The organism is Gracilibacillus oryzae (assembly GCF_009498735.1).
GTDB lineage: Bacteria > Bacillota > Bacilli > Bacillales > Amphibacillaceae > Gracilibacillus > Gracilibacillus oryzae.
Genome location: NZ_ML762424.1, coordinates 514,909 through 537,328, shown reverse-complemented (window position 1 = coordinate 537,328; position 22,420 = coordinate 514,909). Strand labels below are relative to the sequence as shown.

Annotated in this window: 16 protein-coding genes and 1 pseudogene; 11 read left to right on the top strand and 6 right to left on the bottom strand. The window is 38.0% G+C overall.

Translation table 11 applies throughout. The features are described from left to right. Window positions 1–2: 2 nt before the first annotated feature. Complete coding sequence (locus F9U64_RS02650) at window positions 3–1,964, top strand: elongation factor G (RefSeq protein WP_153401363.1); 1,962 nt, start codon at window positions 3–5, stop codon at window positions 1,962–1,964. Between the two features lie 57 nt (window positions 1,965–2,021). Here the strand turns inward: F9U64_RS02650 and F9U64_RS02645 are convergent, their stop codons facing one another. The 6 genes from F9U64_RS02645 to F9U64_RS02620 all read right to left on the bottom strand — a co-directional run bounded on the left by F9U64_RS02645 (window position 2,022) and on the right by F9U64_RS02620 (window position 8,724). Further along, window positions 2,022–2,762 (bottom strand): YqcI/YcgG family protein, encoded by a 741-nt coding sequence (locus F9U64_RS02645; RefSeq protein WP_153401361.1) that lies wholly within the window; start codon window positions 2,760–2,762, stop codon window positions 2,022–2,024. Window positions 2,763–3,006: 244 nt separating this feature from the next. Continuing rightward, window positions 3,007–4,035 carry a PepSY domain-containing protein gene (locus tag F9U64_RS02640; protein ID WP_153401359.1) on the bottom strand — a complete coding sequence of 343 codons (1,029 nt, stop codon included), beginning with the start codon at window positions 4,033–4,035 and terminating at the stop codon, window positions 3,007–3,009. Between the two features lie 100 nt (window positions 4,036–4,135). After that, window positions 4,136–5,491 carry a sensor histidine kinase gene (locus F9U64_RS02635; protein WP_153401357.1) on the bottom strand — a complete coding sequence of 452 codons (1,356 nt, stop codon included), beginning with the start codon at window positions 5,489–5,491 and terminating at the stop codon, window positions 4,136–4,138. Beyond that, a complete protein-coding gene (locus F9U64_RS02630; RefSeq protein ID WP_153401355.1) occupies window positions 5,488–6,174 on the bottom strand; it encodes a response regulator transcription factor in 687 nt (228 codons plus the stop codon). The genes F9U64_RS02635 and F9U64_RS02630 overlap by 4 nt, the downstream gene beginning before the upstream one ends. Window positions 6,175–6,311: 137 nt before the next feature. Beyond that, a complete protein-coding gene (locus tag F9U64_RS02625; RefSeq protein WP_153401353.1) occupies window positions 6,312–7,787 on the bottom strand; it encodes a methyl-accepting chemotaxis protein in 1,476 nt (491 codons plus the stop codon). 106 nt (window positions 7,788–7,893) lie between these two features. After that, the gene (locus tag F9U64_RS02620) at window positions 7,894–8,724 is read right to left on the bottom strand and encodes a MurR/RpiR family transcriptional regulator (protein ID WP_153401351.1); all 831 of its coding nucleotides are present in this window, start codon (window positions 8,722–8,724) and stop codon (window positions 7,894–7,896) included. A gap of 180 nt (window positions 8,725–8,904) precedes the next feature. On the opposite strand from F9U64_RS02620, the gene F9U64_RS02615 reads away from it, so the two are divergent. From F9U64_RS02615 to F9U64_RS22795, 10 genes and pseudogenes are all read left to right on the top strand, one after another. Next, a complete protein-coding gene (locus F9U64_RS02615) occupies window positions 8,905–9,783 on the top strand; it encodes a DUF8171 family membrane protein (RefSeq protein ID WP_153401349.1) in 879 nt (292 codons plus the stop codon). Continuing rightward, on the top strand, window positions 9,783–11,483 hold the full coding sequence (locus tag F9U64_RS02610; RefSeq protein ID WP_153401347.1) for an ABC transporter ATP-binding protein: 1,701 nt from the start codon (window positions 9,783–9,785) through the stop codon (window positions 11,481–11,483). Before F9U64_RS02615 ends, F9U64_RS02610 begins: the two co-directional genes overlap by 1 nt. After that, window positions 11,467–12,276, top strand: coding sequence for an energy-coupling factor transporter transmembrane component T family protein (locus tag F9U64_RS02605; protein WP_153401442.1), 810 nt, complete (start codon window positions 11,467–11,469; stop codon window positions 12,274–12,276). The genes F9U64_RS02610 and F9U64_RS02605 overlap by 17 nt, the downstream gene beginning before the upstream one ends. Before the next feature lie 17 nt (window positions 12,277–12,293). Next, window positions 12,294–13,067, top strand: coding sequence for a PHP-associated domain-containing protein (locus F9U64_RS02600; protein ID WP_153401345.1), 774 nt, complete (start codon window positions 12,294–12,296; stop codon window positions 13,065–13,067). A 710-nt stretch (window positions 13,068–13,777) separates the two neighbouring features. Beyond that, a complete protein-coding gene (locus F9U64_RS02595) occupies window positions 13,778–14,473 on the top strand; it encodes an urease accessory protein UreF (RefSeq protein ID WP_153401343.1) in 696 nt (231 codons plus the stop codon). Window positions 14,474–14,491: 18 nt separating this feature from the next. Continuing rightward, window positions 14,492–15,241 (top strand): urease accessory protein UreD, encoded by a 750-nt coding sequence (locus F9U64_RS02590; RefSeq protein WP_153401341.1) that lies wholly within the window; start codon window positions 14,492–14,494, stop codon window positions 15,239–15,241. Window positions 15,242–15,634: 393 nt separating this feature from the next. Further along, window positions 15,635–17,530 carry a PrkA family serine protein kinase gene (locus F9U64_RS02585; protein ID WP_153401339.1) on the top strand — a complete coding sequence of 632 codons (1,896 nt, stop codon included), beginning with the start codon at window positions 15,635–15,637 and terminating at the stop codon, window positions 17,528–17,530. A gap of 165 nt (window positions 17,531–17,695) precedes the next feature. After that, window positions 17,696–18,640, top strand: a complete 945-nt coding sequence (locus F9U64_RS02580) for a formylglycine-generating enzyme family protein (protein WP_153401337.1) — start codon at window positions 17,696–17,698, stop codon at window positions 18,638–18,640. A 302-nt stretch (window positions 18,641–18,942) separates the two neighbouring features. After that, window positions 18,943–21,760: pseudogene (locus F9U64_RS02575) on the top strand (2-oxoglutarate dehydrogenase E1 component). Continuing rightward, on the top strand, window positions 21,747–22,420 hold a 674-nt coding region (locus F9U64_RS22795; RefSeq protein ID WP_228275561.1), incomplete at its 3' end, for a biotin/lipoyl-containing protein. The pseudogene F9U64_RS02575 and the gene F9U64_RS22795, both read left to right, overlap by 14 nt.

Here is a 22,420-nt window from a genome sequence, read left to right as displayed (position 1 = left end):
TTATGACAAGCACAGTTGGATTATTTGCACATGTGGATGCCGGCAAGACGACCTTTGCTGAGCAGCTTTTGTTTCTCACCAACCGAATAGACCAGCCAGGAAGAGTGGATCATCAAAACACGTATCTTGACCATCACCCAGTGGAACGTGATCGCGGGATAACTGTTTTTAGTGAGCAAGCCCTTCTGCAAACAAGGAAAAGGATGTATCAATTAATTGATACACCAGGTCATGTCGACTTTTCTGCGGAAATGGAACGAATGATTCATGTCATCGACTATGGCATTATTATCATCAGTGCGGTAGAAGGAATCCAGGGGCATACAGAGACTGTCTGGCAGTTAATGAAAAAACAGGGAAAACCTGTTTTTTTCTTCATTAACAAGCTGGATAGAGAAGGTGCGAATAAAGAAAATGTCATAAAAGAAATCGAAAAAGATTTTACTTCTTCCATTTTAGATGCGATGGAATTTTTTCAAACGGATTATTTAACTGAGAAAACAATGGAGAAAATAGCTGAACATGATGACCTGCTTTTAGAACATTATCTAGATGGAAATATGGATGAACAGTTATGGAAAACAAAGATGGCGGAAATGATTCAAACAGGAACTATATTTCCATACTTCTACGGTTCTGCCTTACAAAATGTCGGCATTGATGCGGTGCTGCAAGCTCTTGATACATGGACCAATACAGCATGGAATGATTCTGATCCATTTACCGGAACAGTCTATAAAATCCGCCATGATAAAAACAGCCGACGATTAACTTTTCTGAAAGCGATTCAAGGTCAATTAGCTGTCAGAGACCAATTAAATGGAGAAAAAATCAATGAGTTAAGAGTATATGACGGAGATAAATTTCAAGTGGTTGATAAAGTAGCGGCAGGTCAGTTGTTTGCTGTCGTTGGAAATAGTTCCTTATCAATTGGAGATACAGCAGGAAATGGAGCGAAATCTCCATCTTATTCTATGATCCCGACAATGAGAGTAAAGGCAGAATATGCTGAGAATGAAAATGACCGTGAAATACTGCAGTTGTTTGAGCTGCTTGATGCAGAAGATCCATCACTAAAGGTCGAGTGGAACAGTGAGTTAAAAGAAATTCATTTTCACATTTTAGGTGTGATTCAATTAGAAGTATTAAAACAGATAATAACAGAAAGGTTTAATAAGTCTGTTGAATTTACGCCACCTGAAATTCTTTATAAGGAGACAATCAATCACACTGTGACAGGTTACGGCCATTTTGAACCATTACGGCATTATGCAGAAGTCCACTTACAATTAGAACCTGGCAGGAGAGGAACTGGAATTACCTTTGAAAACAGATGTCATGTCGATGATTTACCGTTGAATTATCAGAGATTAGTTCAGCAGCACATTTTCGAACGGACACATACGGGCATATTGACAGGCTCTCCATTGACAGATATTCACATCAGTTTGATTAATGGCCGGGCCCATGAAAAACATACGTCAGGCGGGGATTTTCGGGAAGCAGCATATCGTGCGCTCCGTCAAGGTTTAGAACAAGCAGAAAAAAAACTCTTGGAACCTTTCTATGAAGTGAAGATAAAGGTGGAGTCTCACCTTGTTGGACGCGTAATGGCAGACATAGAAAAAGCTAATGGCAGGCTTGAAATTCCAGTTACTGAGGGCGAAACAGCCTTGATAACTGGTAAAGTTCCTGTCTCCACATTTCGTGATTATCCAGTAACATTTGCTTCATTCACTAAAGGAAAAGGTTCATTACAAATGCGATATGCAGGTTATGATGAATGTCACAACCCTGATGAAGTGGCAGAGCGGATTGCCTATGAAAAAAATCGTGATCCCATTTATCGTTCTTCCTCTGTTTTCTGCTCTAAAGGGGAGAGCTACTCTGTTCCCTGGCAAGAGGCAAAAGAACATATGCATGCTAATACAGAAATGAAGACGGAGTCACAATCATTTAAATAAAAAAAGATTCCAATTATCATATCATCTTTTGATAATTGGAATCTTTTTATTTTAAATTTATGAGCTTTTTTCATCCTTATGGTGAAACGGACATTTTCCCTGAATAGGTTCGATATCATCACCGATAAAATACTGCTTCCATTCCCTGTGGTCTGGGTCTCCATAATGGCTAATGTCAGGATGTTTAGGCAGTCTGTCCCATTTTTCTACACGTTCTCTTACTTTTTCTCGAGACATGCTCCCACCTTTAGATGTACCTTCTAAGCCTTCGAATATTCTGCGTGGCTGGAAGCCAATGATAAGACTATTACCAAGGTCTCTTGTTTTTCTTTGTTTATAAGCAGGTGCATTTCCGAATGCGAAAAAAGGTTCACCTGCAAATGAAAAAGCCCATAAATGATGATCTGGATCTGTTGGATAATCTGAAGGCCATGGTTTCGTGTCGTTATCATGCAAATATTGAAGCACATCCCAAAAATATTGACGATAATATTCAATGCTTCGCTCTTCTTTTTCGGGTTCAACAAACACAAATAGACCATGCCTTGTCAGCTTTGGCGCATCAAACAGTTTAATAAATTCCTCGATGGCTTTTGGGAGATCTGACCAATCATCATGCGAGATACAGGCATAACGAAGTTCGCCTTTTTTTTCAGCACTCATTCCAAAGTAGCAAGGAAATGTTTTGTCAGTTACCGTATCTCTAAAAGTCTTATATTCGTTCGCTGCCCATTCCGGAACCACTGAATTATTCATCATATCATCTTTTTCCAGTAAATACTTTTGCGCTGTTTTCATTGTACACCTCCGAAGTAAATACGTTTGTTAACGATAGGCTGTAAAAAAACTTAGTACTATCCTTATCTTCATACCCGATTAATGGATGTTTATAACATGAAAAGCTGGCAATTAAATTATATAAAAAGAATAAATACAGATTAGCATGATTAATTTAGAAGAGAACAAACAAATAATCCGAACAATGTTCGGATTATTGTATAATTAGATAATTTTGTCCTTGGCTTATTTCTATTCCTGAAAATTAATCATCGTCATGATCGTCATCATCATCGTCATCATCATTATCATCATCGTATCGATCATCATCGTATTGATCGTCATCATAACGATCATCATCTAAATCATCTTTAGAAACAGAGTTTACAGCACCCGTATATGCATCAATTTCGATCTTAACTTCATAAGTTGCTGTATGAATCTCGATTTCATATTCCATACGGCCATCATCATCATCTAATTCTAATTCTGTAATTGTTCCACTATATTGCCCTAAAGCAATGGATTTCGCTTTTTGAGACGAAATTAATGTTTTCGCTGCTGGCTTTTTAGCAGGAGTTTCATTGCGATCATCCGCATCATCATCATTATTATTCGAATTATTTACTGAATTCGTTGCAGTTGCTGTTTGAGTTGTGTTGGTCTTAGTTGATGTATTGCGGTCATCCGCATCATCATCACTGTTGTTGGATTTACCAGGAGAAGCAGCTGGTTGATTATTGCTGGTCTTAGTTGGTGTACCCCCATCATCCGCATCATCATCACTGTTGTTAGTAGCAGGTGCAGAGGCTGTTTGATTATTGCTTGACTGAGTTGATTCATTGTGATCATCTGCATTATCGTCATTAGAGTTAGTTGATGCAGCAGGTGTTTGTGTCTTATTCGTTTTCTCTGTTACAGCAGGATCCTTTGCTTGGTTGTCATCATAATTATCGTCTTTCTCTTCACTTTTCGCTGTAGTTTGATTTGTTTTCGGATCAGCTTTTGCAATTGTTTTCTCTTCTAATTTAAGAATTTTACCAGTTTCTGCGTCAATTTCAAGATCATAGTACATTTCTGTTCCTTTTATTTCCACATCATACACTTTTCGATTATCATCTTCTTCAAATTCCATGCGAACAATATCTCCTGAGAACTGACTTTGTACTTTTTCTTTCGCCTCTTTTTCCGAAAGATAGGCACTTGCTGTACCTGGTGTGAACTGGAGGATGGCTAACACCACCCCGGCAACTAGCAGACTTGACAACGTGATAAAAAATGTTTTGTTTTTCATAAAATCACTCCTTTCATTTGATACTTTTATTGTAGTCCGCAATAATGAGTACCCCGTGAGAGTAAAATGAGAAAATCATGAGAAAATATCTATTTTTTTCTTATTTTGGTATTTCAATAGTGAAAGTTGAGCCTTCTTTCAGTTTACTGTCTATTGTAATTCGCCCGCCATGTGCTTCGATAATAGCTTTACAAATAGCCAAACCTAACCCAGTTCCGCCGGCTTTTCTGCTTCTGGCTTTGTCTACCCGGTAGAAACGGTCAAAAATCAGCTGCTGGTCTTCTTCACTTAAACCATCACCAAAATCCTGAACAGAAATAAGCAACTGTCCATTTTTTTCTTCAAGTGAAAGATTAATTTCTTTATCACTGTATTTACATGCATTATCGACCAATATATATACTGCCTGGTACAGTTTCTGCTCGTCTGCACTGACCATATCAGTAATTTCAGTTTGTTCATATAAATGAATTTGGCGATTGTACGCCATAGATAATGAACGAACAACATCACGGATTAAGTTCGTAATATTTACTGGTTGGAAACGGACATTCTCGACCATCTCGTTTTTTGCCAGCATTAGCATTTGTCCTGTTAATTGCTTCATTCTCCCGGCTTCTGAAAGAATAGCATCAACTGCTTCATCAAATATTTCTGCTCGTTCTTTCCCGCGTCTTTGCAGTAATTCGGCATAACTTGTAATAACAGATAAAGGTGTTTTTAACTCATGGGACGCATCAGAAACAAAACGTGTCTGTTTTGCCATATTCTCATCAATCCGGTCAATCATATGATTATAGGCTAATTGCATTTCTGCAATCTCATCCTTATCATTTTTGGTTATCGAGATTTTTTCCCATTTTCCGTTCTTTGGATTACTGCTGATTTCTCTTGTTAACTTCTTAATAGGTGTTGTCACATATCGTGCAATAATGATGCCGGCTATAATAGCAGGAATCAACATAAACAGCGATGTTATGAATAATACAACTTGAAGTCTGCTAAGCGCATCTTTCATGGAATACAATGCTTCACTTACTTGGAGTGTCACAATGGAACCGTCATTCCAGATAATCGGAATGGAAACCTGTACATAAGGTGTATCATCTGAAGTGTGATTAATTGTTGTTACTTCTTTCTCGGTATATTCATATGGCCAATTTTTTTGGTAACTGGCATCATTGGCTTCAAAATAGATTTCTTTGTTGGTTTTATCAATAATTCTAACCATTCCATTAACAGGAGAAAATGCCTTTAATAATTGCGAATAATCTAAATTAATTTCATCCTGGTTGGCAATAGCTTCCATAATAGCATGGGCATCTTCCCTGACTCGTTCAATTTCATTATCTCTTACCCTGTTTTCATACAAAAAATAAACAGCGCTATTGACTAACAGAATAACGATAATCATGCCTATACTTAAAAACAATTGTACTTTTGTTCTCAGTTTCATATTTCCATATCCTTTATTGTATAACCAACACCGCGAACTGTTTGAATCGTTGACTTATCAAAAGGTTTGTCAATTTTATTGCGAATATAACGGATATAAACATCGACAACATTTGTATCGCCCGCATAATCAAATCCCCAGACTTTATCCAGCAGCTGTTCTCTGTGAAAGACCTGGTTTTTGTTTTTTAGTAAAAATGTAAGTAAATCATATTCCCTTGGTGTCAGTTCAATTGGCTGTGTTCCTCGTTTTACATCTCTTGTCCTTGCATCAACGCTAAGGTCCTCAAACAGGAGGATATCTGCTTCTTGTTCTTTGTTTGAATTTGTTCTAAGGTGTACTCTGACTCTTGCTAGAAGTTCTTCCATTTGGAAAGGCTTTGTAACATAATCATTTGCACCTAAATCTAAACCGGAAACCTTATCATGCACTTCATCTCTGGCAGTTAATAGAATAATAGGTGTCTGCTGATTCAGTTTACGAAACCTTCTGAGAACTTCCAAACCGCTCATACCTGGCAACATAATATCTAATAAAACAAGCTCATATTGTTTGGATTGTAATAATTGAAAAGCATTTTGCCCGTCTAAAGCAGTTTCTGTTTCATATCCTTCATACTTTAATTCCAATTCTAAAACTCTAGCAAGTTTTTCTTCATCTTCCACGATCAAAATCGGAGACATTGTGATCCACCACCTTCTATACATTAATATAGCACAGGAGAGTTGGAAGTGATAACATGAACTGATTTATTTCGTTAAGATTGCTTGGGAAAATAACATAAAAAAAAGAAGGAAGAACACTGCTTCCTTCAAAAAATCTAGAAATCTGACTGGAGTTTTTTTGTGTCTTCTACAGCTTCATCCAATACTTGTACCAGCTCCTGGTTACTATTTGTCAGGCTAACGATTGTTGTACTCATCTCTTCCAGGCTGGCTGATGCTTGTTCGATAATTGCTGCTAGTTCATTTGTAGATGATTCCACACCGTTTGACTGAGTTTGGACTTCTTCAGATAATGAGGTGAAATTTGCTAAGCTGCTATTTAATGTATCAATTGTTTTGGTTAATTCACTAAAATAACCTGTGATTTCATCTGTTGTAGCCATACCCATTACAAAGTTCTGCATGCTTTTATCCATTTGGGAGACAGCAGAATCATTTGCTTTATTCAATTCAGATAAATTACCTGTTATTTTCTCTGTAGTAGAGCCTGTAATATCGGCTAATTTCCGGATTTCATCAGCTACTACTGCAAAGCCTTTTCCAGCTTCTCCAGCTCTTGCTGCTTCTATCGATGCATTTAATGCAAGTAAATTGGTTTGTTCAGTAATTTCTTTAATATTGTCAGCAAATTGATTGGTTTCCTTAATTTTCTCTGTCAATTCTGCAAACGTTCTGCTTAATTGTCCAATTGTGTTCTCCATCTCTTGATTGTTCTGATTTAAAGTATCCATTTTCTTTTTCCCTGAAACAACTAACTCGCTCGCTTTTGAGGAATCCTCCAATAAATCTTGTGATGTTTGATGAACAATTTCTACATTTCGTTTCGTATCGTTTGTTGCATTCGATATGTCAGAGATTTGATCTGCCTGTGATTGGCTGGCTTGTGAAATCTCCTGAATGGTAAAATTTATTTCATTCTGTTTTTGAAAATTCTCCTGGAGCTGTGTGTTCACTCTCGCAATTTTACTGAGAACAAGCTGAACAGATTCTTCGATTAACTTTTTTTGTTCTTCTTTATTCATGCGGTCATTTTCTGATTTAGTAAAAAGTGTTTCCAGCTGACCGAACTGTTCCTCTGCCATTTTGATGACATAATAAAATATGATTCCTGCCAGGATTTGAAGCAGCAAGGCATATTGAAATAATTGCAGCATTGTTTCATCGGCTTTGTCCATCATATAGTAATTGGAGAAAATCGCACCCAATCCTAAAATGAAACCTGTGAAAAAGACCTTTCTATCCATTTGAATGGCAGAAAATAATAATAGAAAGATCACAATGATAAAGCTGCTAGCAGTTGCGCCCTGGGTAAAAATAAATAATATTATAGAAAGATAAAAAATAATCACAAACAAATACGGGAGAATTGCCGCTTTCTTTAACATTTTCTGTACAACAAAGTAAAGACCGATAATGATGATAAGCTCTGCTCCATAATAAACAGAAGTTATTTTCGAACCAGTCATGATAGATAACCCTAAACCAGTAGATAAGGTTATACTCATTATCACTAACATTAACAAGTTCTTTCTGCTGATATCTTTTTTCTGAATTTCCTTCACTAGTCTCATGTCAGTTCTCCTCTTATGAAAATATGTAAAATTGTCCTATAAACAGTATATGTTTGTAGGAAAAAAGAATCAATATCATTTTTGAATATTATTTTTCGTAATATTTTTACCGTGGCAGTTCTTTTGAGAAGTACTTACGAATATTTGCTAATTGTTCTAATCGTTGAATGTTTTCTGTTTCTTCGTGCATACCAAGTGCCACAATTAAATTCTCCAGAATTAACGTAGGCGCAACCATCGAATGGAATTCATTTGCTTCCCCTCTGCTTGCAAATAAAGTAACAGTTGCTGAACTGGAATAGTCTGTCACTAATTGATCGGTAATTAAAATACTCTGGTAATGAATTTCCCGTTGATATTTGAGCAGAACTTTTGCTTCAGGCAATAGTCTTGAAAATCCAAAAAGGATGAGCACATCACTTTTTTGAAGATGGATCATTTCTTCGAATAATTCATTTCCTTGATTTTTAAACAATTGAATCGACTTGCCATACCGTCTTACACGATAAACAAGCAACTCACCCAGCCCTTTGGAAGGCCCCTGGGCTAGTACATAAATGTTGGAAGCGCGATGGAGGATATCAATTGCTTGCGAAAATTTGTGTGAATCTATATGGTCAATGGTTTCCTGCAATAAGGCCACACTTTTTTCTATAGTGAGATAGAGATTTTGCTTACTGCCTTTCTTTTTTACATTTTTCATTTTGTCGGCTGGAGATACGGCCATTTCCTTTCGCATTGCATGTTTAAACCCTTTAAGACTGTCATATCCAACAGCCTGCCAGAATCTTGAAACAGTAGCAATACTGACACCAACTTCTTTGGCAATTTCTTTTTCTGTTGATAATAATACTTGCTGCAAATGTTTCTGGATATAGTCAGCAATTTTAATTTGACTTTCTGTTAAAGAGTAATTTTCCCATTTTGCCAGTATCATTATTTTCCCTCCTGTTTTTCTCCCATTCTAGCAATTGTCTGATTTAGAACAAGTGCAATTATAAAAAATTTACATAATGATAATAAAAGTTAAAAAATTTACATGTAATTAACTTTGTAAACAAATCAGATTAACAAATGATCCTTACAATAAAAGTATCCAAACAAAGGAGGAAAGAAAATGGGTACATTAGAAAATCGTTACACATTAACTCAGTCACAGAAGATGATGGTATTTATTTTGTCGATGTCATTGTACGGCCTTTCCAACATGATTACAGAATTAGTTCCTAGCGCATATCTGGGACCAATTGAATTTTCAATTGAGTATTTTGCTTTTATTCCTTTAACATTATGTATTTTGTTCCATCCCTTATATGCAGCAATTGGGGCCTCTTTAGGTGAAGTGATCTTCGGGGAGATCATGCTTGGGCAATTTGGCGGTTTTGGTGAACTAGAGAAATTTATTGCTTTCTCATTAGCGATGTATGTTGCAGGGACTTTTGTCCGTGATCCAAGAAACAGAAAACAAGTGGCGATTGCTGCTATCTTAGGGGTTATTATTCATCAGGCAATCAGTACAATGGTTGACATTTTAAAAGTATGGGTCGGTGTGGAAGAATTAGAGGCTGTTCCAGGCTTAGCGGAAAGTGTTGTCGTTATTGAAGGTTTCTCTTTCTTAAATGATGTATTATTCTCAGGTATTTTATTTGCATTACTTCCAACCGTTTATTTAGTTCCAAGACTTTATGGAAAGATTGAACCATTACTTGGTATGAAGCCAAGGGATCGCAATGACCGCTATTCACTTACTGAAATTATCGGACCGCGTCTTATCGTAACAGGTATTCTGTTAGCGGCATCTGCCTTTTTATTCGAATTTCTATCAGAAGCAGGATTTAATGTGGAATGGGAAGCAGATTTCCTTGAGATGTTCGGTGACTGGTTTATTTATGTAAGTTTAGGTGTTGCACTTATTGTTGCTGTTATTACCATTGCTGTCATGCTTAATAAGAAAAAGAACACAACTAACAACGAGAAGGAAGAGAAGGCATCTTGATGAAACCGATTATAGAGATAAAAAATGTGACATATCAGTACCCTGGTGCAGACAAGCCTGTGTTAAATAATGTTACATTGACGATTGAAAAAGGGGAATTTACCGCAATATTAGGTGGGAATGGCAGTGGCAAGTCTACTTTATGCAAGTTGATCAATGGATTAATCCCCCATTATTATGTAGGTGACTTTTCCGGGGAAGTTATTGTTAATGGAATGAATACAGCCGAGCATAAGGTTGCCGAGTTATCAAGACATACAGGTTATGTTTACCAGGATTTTGAAAATCAGATTGTTAGTCCAAAAGTGTTAGAGGATGCGGAATTCGCTCCTCTGCACTATGGACTGGCCGATTATCGGGAACGTGCTTTACATGCCCTTGAATTAGTTGGGCTGTTGGAGCAGCAGGACAATTTTATTTGGCAGTTAAGTGGAGGACAAAAGCACCTTCTGGCATTAGCTAGCATTCTCTCCTTAAATCCTGAGATTATCATTATCGATGAGCCGGTCGCACAACTAGATCCACAGCATGCAAAAGAAATTTATGAGATTTTAAAAAAATTAAATGATGTGCATGGCAAAACGATTATAGTGATTGAGCATCATACAGAATTTGTTGCCTCATATGCCAAGAATGTGATATTGATGAACAAGGGAGATGTTCATTTTAAGAAACCGGTGAAAGAGGCTTTAAATGAAGTAAAAACTCTATTAGCACACCAGATTTATCCGCCGCAAGTAACACAGGCGGCAGCTGATATGGAAATGAGCAGTAATCTGCCTATTACGATTGATGAAGCATTGCCATTGTTTCAAGGCATGCGGGAATTAGAAGAAAAGAAAGTGATAAACAGGCATACAGGTGATAAACCACTTGTTGTGTTTGAAGATGTCACTTTTTCCTATAAAACAATTACCAAAGAAAAAAACCGAGTATTACATGATTTGAATTTAACCATTTATGAAGGAGACTATATTGCACTAGTCGGCAACAATGGTGCAGGGAAATCATCGTTAATGCGGTTAATTACAGGTCTTGTTAAACAAGAGTCTGGCCATATTGAAGTGAATGGCAATAATGCAAGAAAAACAGCTCCAGAGCATTTGGCAGAGATAGTCACATATATTCATCAGAACCCTGAGCAGATGTTTATTGATGACAGTGTGAAAAAAGATGTCGGTTTTTATATGAAGGCAAGAAAAGATCCAATGGCAGAGGAAAAGGTTGCTGAATTGCTGAATCAATTCGAATTAGTCGAGTTAGCTGATAGGGACAGCCGATTGCTGAGCGGCGGCCAGCAAAGAAGAGCATCACTGGCGATTGGTGTCGGCATGCAGCCAAAGATCATGTTATTAGATGAACCAACAGCAAATTTGGATATTGCGACAAGAAAACATATTACCAGAATCCTGGTAGATTTAAAGCAGCAATTACAGGCAGTTGTTATTGCAACACATGATATGCAATTAGCTTGTGAGTTTGCGAACCGGATTATCGTTATGCATGAAGGTAACATAATCCATGATGGAACGAAGGAATCTGTTTTTGAGAATTATACATTGCTGGAAAAGGCAGGCTTAACCCCGCCGCAGATTTTTGAATTAAGCAGAAGTTTAGGATGGGAAAATCCTGTTTATACAGTAGAGGCATTTGTCGAGTTGTACAGGAGAAAGGCGGTAAGTGATGGAGTATACGCGTAAATTTACCGAAAAATTATCAGTAGAACAAGTGAAAATTGAGTTATTGAATACAGCGTATGGAAATGGTAATACGTTTTTTGCCAGTTTAGACCCGCGGACCTTATTTATCTGGTATGCCTATTTCGGCATATTTCCATGGTTTATTCATGATGTAAAAGTGCTGATCGGCATGTTTGTCTTTATGCTTATTACAACATATATGGCAAAAATCAGTCCATTAATTATTGTCATTCTATGTCTTGGATTGCTGGGCCAAGGTGGTTATTTGCTCATTTTCTCACTGTTTTTTGGCGGGAATTGGTCTGTGATGCTCCCATTGCTCGTGTTAACAGTGAAATTATCTGTTATATCATTAGCCAGCATAACGGTTTTCTGTTCAATGAACCCTGAGAAACTGAGTAATGGGTTGTTGAAAATTGGCTTGCCGGGTCAAGTGTCCTTTAGTATTGCCTATGGCTATCGCATGCTGCCAACATTGCTCGAGGAATACCATCACGTTTTCCAATCGTTCAGGCTTCGCGGCAAAGCACCAGCGAAACATGGTTTTCTTTATATTAAGTCGATTGCTTATTTTGTTAAATTAGCCATGCTTTCTTTCTATCCATTGCTTTTATCAACAGCAAAGCGGGCGCGAACGACAGTAGAGGCACTGGAGACAAAGGGAAGTATGTATGGGTTTAACCACCCGGAAGTAAAGAAATTGAAGCTTGCAGGATTGAAAATGAAAAAGAGGGATTATTATTTTTTAACAGGATCTTTCCTCTACGTCATTTGTTTATTCATATTATTATAATGAGGAAGGTGTTTGAAATGATTATTGATTTTCATAGTCATGTAAAAATATCAAAAAAATCAATGTTTATGCCGGAATATTTCCAGGAAATGATGAAAGAAGCGAAAGCTAGTGGTCTTACTTCCTTAGTAATGACTGAACATTTTAATACCCGTCGTTTTTACGATATTTTTGAGTATATTGACAGTCATTACAGTATGACAAATGGCTATTATATGATTGAAGGATTAAAGCTATTCCCTGGAATTGAAGTGGATGTAAAGGAAAATGGCCATATTTTATTAATTGGTACAAGAGAAGATGTGTTGTTTATTCGGGAAAAATTAGCAGATCATTTAGATGAAGGTAATTTTATTGCTTTCGATCAATTAATGTTATTGGCAGATCAAAAAGAGATGCTGAAAATTGGAGCACATCCATATCGGAAAAGCACACCACTTGCTAAAAATGTCACTTTCGATCAGCTGAAAAAATTAGATGCATTAGATTTAAATGGAAAGGATCTTTATGCAAAAGGTACAGCTGTTTGCCAGATGGAGTTGGAACAATTGGCTGAAAAGATACAATTGCCGATTGTCGGCGGGAGTGATACCCATCAATTTCTTCAGTATGGCAGTATCGTGAATGAATTTGCTAAAGATTGTGAAACAGTCAGTGAGATCAAGGAGGAAATTCTGGCAGGTAATTATACTACTAGAATAGAAGAACAGTTGAATTTAAAAGTGAAAGCAGCAACTCTAGTGAAGAAATATATGAAGAAAAGTCTGATCGAACAGACGGTAACTGTATAATTGTTTGACTGCATTGATAGGGAATAGCTATTGATGCAGTTTTTTTTATGAGTGGGGGTAGGGGCTTCCGAATACCATGAGCGGAAGGGGAAAAGAGAGCGAAGGTATTGGTCAGGGCTCTGAATACCATGAGCGAGCAGGGAAAAAGGAGCGAAGGTATTGGACGGTGCTCTGAATACCATGGGCAAGCAGGAAAAAAGGATCGAAGGTATTGGTCAGGGCTCTGAATACCATGAGCAAGCAGGGAAAAAGGAGCGAAGGTATTGGTCGGTGCTCTGAATACCATGAGCGGAAGGGGAAAAAGGAGCGAAGGTATTGGTCAGGGCTCTGAATACCATGGGCAAGCAGGGAAAAAGGATCGAAGGTATTGGTCAGGGTTCTGAATACCATGGGCAAGCAGGAAAAAAGGAGCGAAGGTATTGGTAGGTGATCTGAATACCATGAGCGGAAGGGGAAAAAGGAGCGAAGGTATTGGACGGGGCTCTGAATACCATGGGCAAGCAGGGAAAAAGGAGCGAAGGTATTGGTCAGGGTTCTGAATACCAGGAGCAGCACAAAATAAGAGAGCCAAGGTAAAGAACAGGAATCTTAAGCAGCATAGAAATGGTTACTGGGCTATTTCATCTATATTCAGCAACAAACCTATCGAAAGTTATCATAAATTGTGCCCAATTTGCTATGTTATAATAACAGAGGAATGGAGGGGTTGGATGAGTACAGGGAACTCGAATAATTTAATGCATTTATTACATTTACACCATTCATCTTTTTTAAAAAGTCAAGTAGCGCACGCTATTGGAATGGAAATGTATATCCGATCCAAGCAGATTAACTCAAAAGCGGATTTAGCATCTTTTTGTAAAAGTTATATTGGGGATTATTTATTATATAATGATGCGATTATGATAAAAGAGATTTTCGTTGCATTAAAAAAGGATGATTGGGATAAGATCATCTACTTATCAAGTATTTATAATGCCCGGAAAACCGTATTAGAAATTAAAAAGTCGAGCAGACAAGCGGGGAACCGGCTGGCAGAACGAATGCAGTCAATTAAAAAATCACCGCTTTTTGAAAAGTGGGAAGAAAATATTAATGAGAAAAATTATTTGAATCATTATTTAATTGTTTACAGCATTTATGCTTATGAGAATGACTTTGACTTATATTTAACGATTCAATCATACTTATATTTTGCCTTAACAAATCTTGTGGAACATGCCATCCGAGTAATTCCGTTAGCACCTAAAGAAGGAGAAACGGTTATCTTCGATTTACTTGAAGAGTTAAATGAGACAGCAAACAACGCCACCCATTTGACGTTAAATGATATGGTAAACAGTGCGATTGGATTAGAGATCTCTGCAATGCAGCACAAATATTTATTATCAAAGTTATTTTTGTGAGTTAGGGGTGGAGAGGTAATGAGTAAATTAAAGGGACGATTCCAAAAAGTAAATCTTTTGGATTACAGTGGAACAGAGCAATTAAGGTTAGAGAAGACAGACCAGTCGCACAGGGTTTTTACTAATTACCAAGTAACAGGTCTTAATCAAGTGAAAGAAGAAGAGACAGCTGAATTAGACTTTATTGTGAAGAAAGCTTCCAATATTACCGTTTCTATGGCTGAACCCATTCAAGTAAATCAAAAGCATAAACAAGAACTGTCTCTTCATATAGAGGAAGAGGCTTTACTTTTATGGAACAATCATGAAATTATGCTTCAGCCCAATTCTGAATTCTCTCGGCGAACGAAAGTATCTTTAGAAGGAGATGCAGAGTTTGTCTGGGCTGAGATCACTCATTTAAATCAGAAGGAATACTTTCATTATGCTTCATTAATGGAGATTTGGGTGGAGGAAGAATGCCTCGCATATGATCCTTTAGCATTTTCCACTTCAAATGAATTAATTCATCATCATGGTTTGATAGAAGACTTTCAGTATACGGCATCCATCTGGTATATTGCTGATAAATTGCCATTTGACGAATGGGATATCCAGCAAAGGTTATCTCAAGCCAAGCATCATCGGGCCGGAATGACAGATTTAGATGGCAAAGGGATCCTGATTCGCTGGCTCTCCAAAGACTTGCAGTTATTACAGCAGGAAGTCCGTGACGTCTTATCATTTTTTGATGAAAAGATTACAGAAATAAGGAAATGGCGAGTGTAAGAAAAACAAAGCCATTAAAAAGCTCGCATTCGCACTTCCTTTAGCTATTGCGAGTATTTTTATACTTAGAACTTCTTCGAGTGCAAAAAAAGCGAGTGTCTATAGATAAGACACTCGCTTTTCTAACCTCTTATTTTGCTTCATAACCAGATGCAAAGATTGCTGCGATAAATGTTACACATACTCCAATAACTAATGCTAGACCCATTACTGATCCTCCTTAACATGATTGCCGTTTACATTCTTTCTTTTATTATAACCAATGTCTTTCTATTTGTGAAGTTTGGTTGAGAAAAAAGATTATCATCTGAATTCAGATTCATTTTTTGCTGATGCCATACATACATATAGAGAAAGCCACGAAAAACTCGTTCGCTACTGGGAGGTTATCTCATGGATATATTAAGAAAAGTTCAAGATTACCGTGAAAAACAAAATGCATTAAAGTGGGAAGGCACATTTGCTGATTACTTGGAATTATTAAAGGAACACCCATATTTAGCACAGTCTGCGCATTCAAGAATTTATCAGATGATCAAGGACGAAGGGATAGAGGAAGAAGAGGGTGTAAGAAAATACAATTTCTTTAGTGGCCAGTTATTTGGTTTGGAAGAAGCATTAGAGAAGCTTGTGGAAGAATATTTTCACCCGGCAGCAAGAAGACTGGATGTTAAGAAAAGAATTTTATTATTGATGGGTCCTGTCAGTGGTGGGAAATCAACTCTTGTTACCATGTTAAAAAGAGGGCTGGAGAAATACACTTTAACTGATAAAGGTGCCGTATACGCGATCAAAAACTGTCCAATGCAGGAGAACCCGCTTCATTTAATTCCACAGCATTTACGTGCTGATTTCGAAAAGGAATATGGTATTCGGATTGAGGGGAACTTATCGCCATTAAATCAGCTTCGTTTAGAAGAAGATTATGGTGGAAGAATTGAAGATGTCGAAGTGGAAAGAATCTTCTTTTCTGAAGACAGACGTGTCGGGATTGGGACATTTAGTCCATCTGATCCGAAGTCACAGGATATTGCTGATCTAACTGGTTCAATCGATTTCTCGACAATTGCAACATATGGGTCAGAGTCCGATCCTCGGGCATATCGTTTTGACGGGGAATTAAATAAAGCGAACCGTGGCTTAATGGAATTTCAGGAAATGCTGAAATGTGATGAGAAATTTCTCTGGCACTTACTTTCATTAACACAGGAAGGAAACTTTAAAGCAGGAAGGTTTGCTTTAATTTCAGCGGATGAAATGATTGTCGCACATACCAATAAAACAGAGTACCGTTCTTTTATTTCCAACAAAAAAAATGAAGCACTTCATTCACGAATGATTGTCATGCCAATTCCTTATAATCTGAAAGTTGGGGAAGAAGAAAGAATTTACCGCAAAATGATTGAAGAAAGTGATATGAAAGATGTCCATATTGCACCACACACATTAAACATTGCAGCAATGTTTACCATCTTAACAAGATTAAAAGAATCCAAACAAAATAATATCAGTTTACTGAAAAAATTATATCTTTATAATGATCAGGATGTGGAAGGCTTTAGTGATCAGGATGTTGTGGCATTGAAGAAAGAATTTTCAGATGAGGGGATGTCAGGAATTGACCCGCGTTATGTAATTAACCGGATTTCTTCTACTATTATCCGTAAAGAGATGCAGGCTATTAATGCGTTGGATGTTTTGCGATCGTTAAAGGATGGTTTAGATGATCACCCTTCGATTACAAAAGAACAAAAAGAGGACTATTTGGACTTTATATCTGTTGCGAGAAAAGAATATGATGAACTGGCGAAAAAAGAAGTGCAAAAAGCATTTGTTTACTCATATGAAGAGTCTGCCAAAACATTAATGAACAACTATCTTGATAATGTAGAGGCTTTTTGTAATAAAGCGAAATTAGAAGATCCGTTAACTGGTGAGGAAATGCATCCAGATGAAAAATTAATGCGTTCAATTGAAGAACAGATCGGCATATCGGAAAACGCGAAAAAAGCTTTTCGGGAAGAAATCCTTATCCGAATATCCGCATATGCCCGTAAAGGGAAGAAGTTTGAGTATCAGTCACATGAACGCCTTCGTGAAGCAATCCAGAAAAAACTGTTTGCAGACTTAAAAGATGTAGTGAAAATTACCACATCAACAAAAACACCTGACGAACAGCAATTAAAGAAAATGAATGAAGTTGTGGCAACACTCGTTGAGGAATACGGTTATAATACACAATCAGCCAATGATTTACTGCGTTATGTGGGCAGTTTATTAAATCGATAGAAGGAAGAGTTGCAGAGAAAGATTCTCTGCAACTTTTTTAATTACAACGCTAACCGTCCGTAATGCCCCCTGATCAATGTCTCACTTTTGTTGGCAATATAGGTGCAGGTATTTGCTTAATTTTGCTATACTGAAGCTAATTTAAGCAAAGGGAGGTTGAATTGGATGGAGAATAGTAAGCCAAGCTGTTGCCATGTAAGCAGAACAAACTTCACTTCCATCAATAAAGAAGAGAAAGAACAAGTGTTGAGAAAGGGAAAAGCGAATACTGATCAAACGGTGTATCTTGAAGGTGGAGAATATTTGATGGGGACAAATGATGAGGAAGGGTTTCAAGCAGATGGAGAAGGGCCTGTGAAAAGAGTTACAGTATCGCCTTTTTATATAGACATCCATACCGTAACAAATCAGCAATTCAAGGAATTTATTGATGATACAGGATATAAAACAGAAGCAGAGCATTATGGCTGGTCTTTTGTTTTTTATCAATTTATCTCGAAAGACTACCCTGGAAAACTGCAGCAGGTACAGCAGACACCTTGGTGGCTGGCGGCAGAGCAGGCGTCCTGGCACCAGCCGGAAGGATTAGGCTCCACTATCAGAGACCGTATGGATCATCCGGTTATCCATGTATCCTGGACTGATGCTGTTGCCTATTGTAAATGGGCAGGAAAAAGATTGCCGACAGAAAAGGAATGGGAGTATGCGGCAAGAGGTGGACTGGAACAGAAGAAGTTCCCGTGGGGAGATGAATTAACAACAGATCAAACTCATTATTGCAATATATGGCAAGGTGAGTTCCCCTATAACAACACAAGAGAAGATGGCTTTATCGGCACAGCACCTGTTAATGCGTTCCAGCCAAATGCTTACGGGCTGTATAATACATCCGGAAATGTTTGGGAATGGTGTGCGGATACATTTGAAACAGACCGGAATGGCAAAATTGATCAAGATCCTGTAGATGGGAATATCTCCAAAGTAATGCGCGGTGGTTCTTATTTGTGTCACGAGTCCTATTGCAACAGGTACAGAGTAGCAGCAAGAAGCTCAAATACAGTAGAAAGTTCTTCTGGCAATATCGGCTTCCGGTGTGTCACAGATGGATAAATTGATCGTTAAGCTATATGAATCTCATAACAATAATAATCATGACAGATATTAAAAAAATGCTGCTTTTTAAAGTGTTTTAATTCAAATAAAATGATTCTGGAAAAAGAATAAAATAATCCTTACTTTTCTGTTGTTTCCCATAGTAAAATAGGTTATATTTATGGGTGTAATGATTTATCATTGCAGACATTTGGATGGGAGTTAAGTTAAGCCGAAGAAAGTGACTTCTAATGGGGGTATAAGACGTGACACAGCAGGGATCCAGTGAAACATTCTGGAAAAAATTTTATGGTCCTAACATGGGATATCTTGAAGAACAGTATGAGCTTTATTTAGAAGATAGGGATTCTGTTGATCAATCGCTTCAAGAGATGTTTGATCAATATGGAGCTCCAAAACAAACAAGTAATGATGCGAAAGAGGTCGCAACTGGTAGTGGACTGTCGTCTCAAATAAGCGCAAAACAACTAACCTCAGCAATCAAACTTGTTGAGGCTATTAGGCGTTATGGTCACTTAAAAGCAGATATCTACCCTGTTGGTGCAGGGAAAAAATCAAGTGACACAACACTTGTCGATCCAGAACACTATGGTCTGAACAAAGAGATTTTGGAAGCGATTCCGGCTGATTGGATTTGGGAAAGATCAGTACCTGGAGTTGCTAATGCAGCGGATGTTGTAGAACATTTAATGAAACAGTATGCAGGTACCATTTCTTTTGAATATGATCATGTGAACAATGACGATGAACGTCACTGGTTTGAGCAGAATATTGAATCAGGAGATTACCGTTTTAATTTCAGTGAAGAAGAAAAAAGGCAATTGCTTGGCCAAATTGTCGATGTAGAAGGCTTTGAGAATTTCCTTGCCAAGACATTTGTTGCACAAAAGCGCTTCTCCATTGAAGGGCTGGAAATGATGGTTCCAATCCTTGATCGCATGGTTCAAAAATCTTTCTATGATGAAACTGAAGAGATTTTAATGGGAATGGCACACCGCGGAAGACTAAGTGTTTTAACACATATTTTAGGTAAACCGTTTGATAAGCTATTTTCCGAATTTCACCCGTCAGCAGATAAAGAATTGATTCCGACATCACCTGGTTCACGTGCCATTACATATGGATGGACAGGGGATGTTAAATACCACTTTGGTGCGAAGCGACAGGTTGGTGAAGAAAAACCATCGCCTACAAAAATAACATTAGCACACAATCCTTCCCACCTGGAATTTGTTAATCCTGTAGTGGAAGGTTTTACAAGAGCAGCGCAAGATTTCCGCTTCCAAAAAGGCAAGCCGGAACAAAATACGAAAAAAGCATTCAGTATAGTAATCCATGGAGATGCTGCATTTATTGGGGAAGGGGTCGTAGCAGAAACCTTTAATCTCAGTGCATTACCAGGATATAAAACTGGTGGTACAATACATCTTATTGCCAATAACCTTGTTGGTTTTACGACAGGGCAAGATCAGGGACGTTCAACTAGATATGCCAGTGATCTGGCAAAAGGGTTTGAAGTACCGATTATTCACGTAAATGCAGATGATCCGGAAGCATGTATTTCTGCTGCACTATTAGCATATGATTATCGCAGCAAATTTGAGAAAGATGTATTAATTGATTTGGTTGGTTACCGCCGATATGGTCATAATGAAATGGATGAACCAAGAGCGACTCAGCCGAAGCTGTACAAAGCGATTGATGAACATGCCACATGTGCCAGTGTTTATGCAGAACGCCTTCAAGCACAAGGTGTGATAAGTGAAAATACTCTGGAAGAAATGAATGAGGCTGTTTTTAATAAACTGCAAGGCATTTATGATCAAATGACAGAGAATATTAATGAAAATCCGGAAGCATTGCCAGTACCTCAAGCATTGCGTAACAGTCTAGATGATATTGAAACAGCCGTGCCAAAAGAATTACTATTATCTTTAAATAAAGGGATGTTAGAACGACCGGAGGGGTTCCAGGCATTCAAAAAGCTTGAGAGAATTCTCCAGAAACGACACAATACTTTTGAAAAAGAAGCAAAAGCAGACTGGGCAGTTGGTGAAGCCTTAGCATATGCATCTATTTTACAAGATGGAATCCCTATCCGTTTATCTGGTCAGGATTCTGAACGTGGGACATTTGCTCACCGCCACCTTATGTTACATGATGTGGAAACAAGTGAAACATATTGTCCACTGCATGGATTGGATGAGGCAAAAGCAACGTTTGATGTGCACAATAGTCCGTTATCGGAAGCAGCAGTGCTTGGTTTTGAGTACGGGTATAGTGTAAAAGCGCCGAAGACACTTGTCATTTGGGAAGCGCAATTTGGTGACTTTGCTAATGCTGGTCAAGTAATTTTTGATCAATTTATTTCATCTGGCCGTGCGAAATGGGATGAACGTTCCAACATGGTTATTCTCCTGCCACATGGATATGAAGGCCAGGGACCGGAACACTCGAGTGCAAGAGTGGAACGATTCCTAACAATGGCAGCAGAAAATAACTGGATTGTTGCAAACGTCACATCAAGTGCACAATTTTTCCACTTAATGAGACGCCAGGCAGCCCTGGTCGACAGTGAAGCTGCACGTCCACTTATTGTGTTAACACCGAAAAGCTTATTAAGAAGTCCGCGAGTTGTTTCAGCGATTGATGAGTTTACAACAGGTAAGTTTAAACCATTAATGCAGCAGCCTGGTTTGGAATTAGCTTCTAAAAAAGCAAAGCGTTTAGTTATCGGAACAGGAAAAGTGATGGTCGATATCGAAGAGAAAATGGGTGAGAATATAGAGGAATATGAAGATATCCATGTTCTTCGTTTAGAGCAGATTTATCCTTTCCCTGAAAAAGAATTATTGCATGTAATCGAATCATGTCCAAACTTAAAAGAAGTAGTTTGGGTACAGGAAGAGCCACGGAATATGGGTTGCTGGAATTTTGTCAAGGAATTGTTGTTCCATATGCTGGAAGATAAGTCAATTGAATTGAAGTATGTTGGTCGATGTGAACGCTCATCACCATCCGTAGGTGACCCACATATCCATAAAACAGAGCAAAAACGCCTGGTAAAAAGAGCATTAGAGCTGTCTGAAGGAGGAGAAATCCAATGAAGGAAATTAAGGTCCCAGAATTAGCAGAATCTATTACAGAAGGTACAATTGCGGAATGGTTAGTGAGTGAGGGTGACTCGGTTGAGAAAGGTGATCCTATCTGTGAATTGGAAACAGATAAGGTTAATGTTGAAGTGAACGCTGATTATACTGGTGTTGTAGCTGAGTTAGTAAGAGAAGCTGGCGATGATGTAGAAGTTGGCGAAGTTATTGCAAAAATCGATGAGAACGGGGAGGCAGGCAGCAGCAAGAAAGAAGAATCACCTGCCGCTGAAGAGAAAGAGAAAAAAGAAGAAGCACCTAAACCAGATGCTAAGAAAGAAGAAAAATCTGAAACACCAGAACCTAAAACAGCAGGAAAAGAGCAAAAGGTTGTGGCATCACCAGCAGCAAGAAAACGTGCCCGTGAGCTTGGTATCGATTTAAATCAGGTTGTACCAAGCGATCCATTAGGCAGAATTCGTCCGGAAGATGTAGATAATTTATCAAATGCTTTGAAAAATGAGCAAAAAGCATCGAAATCGGATAAGAAAGAACAAAAATCTTCAAGTTCTGCCGCACAGCAAGAGTATGATAAGCCGGTAGAACGAGAGAAAATGAGCCGTCGCCGTCAGACAATTGCCAATCGTCTTGTGGAAGCACAACATACTGCGGCAATGCTGACTACCTT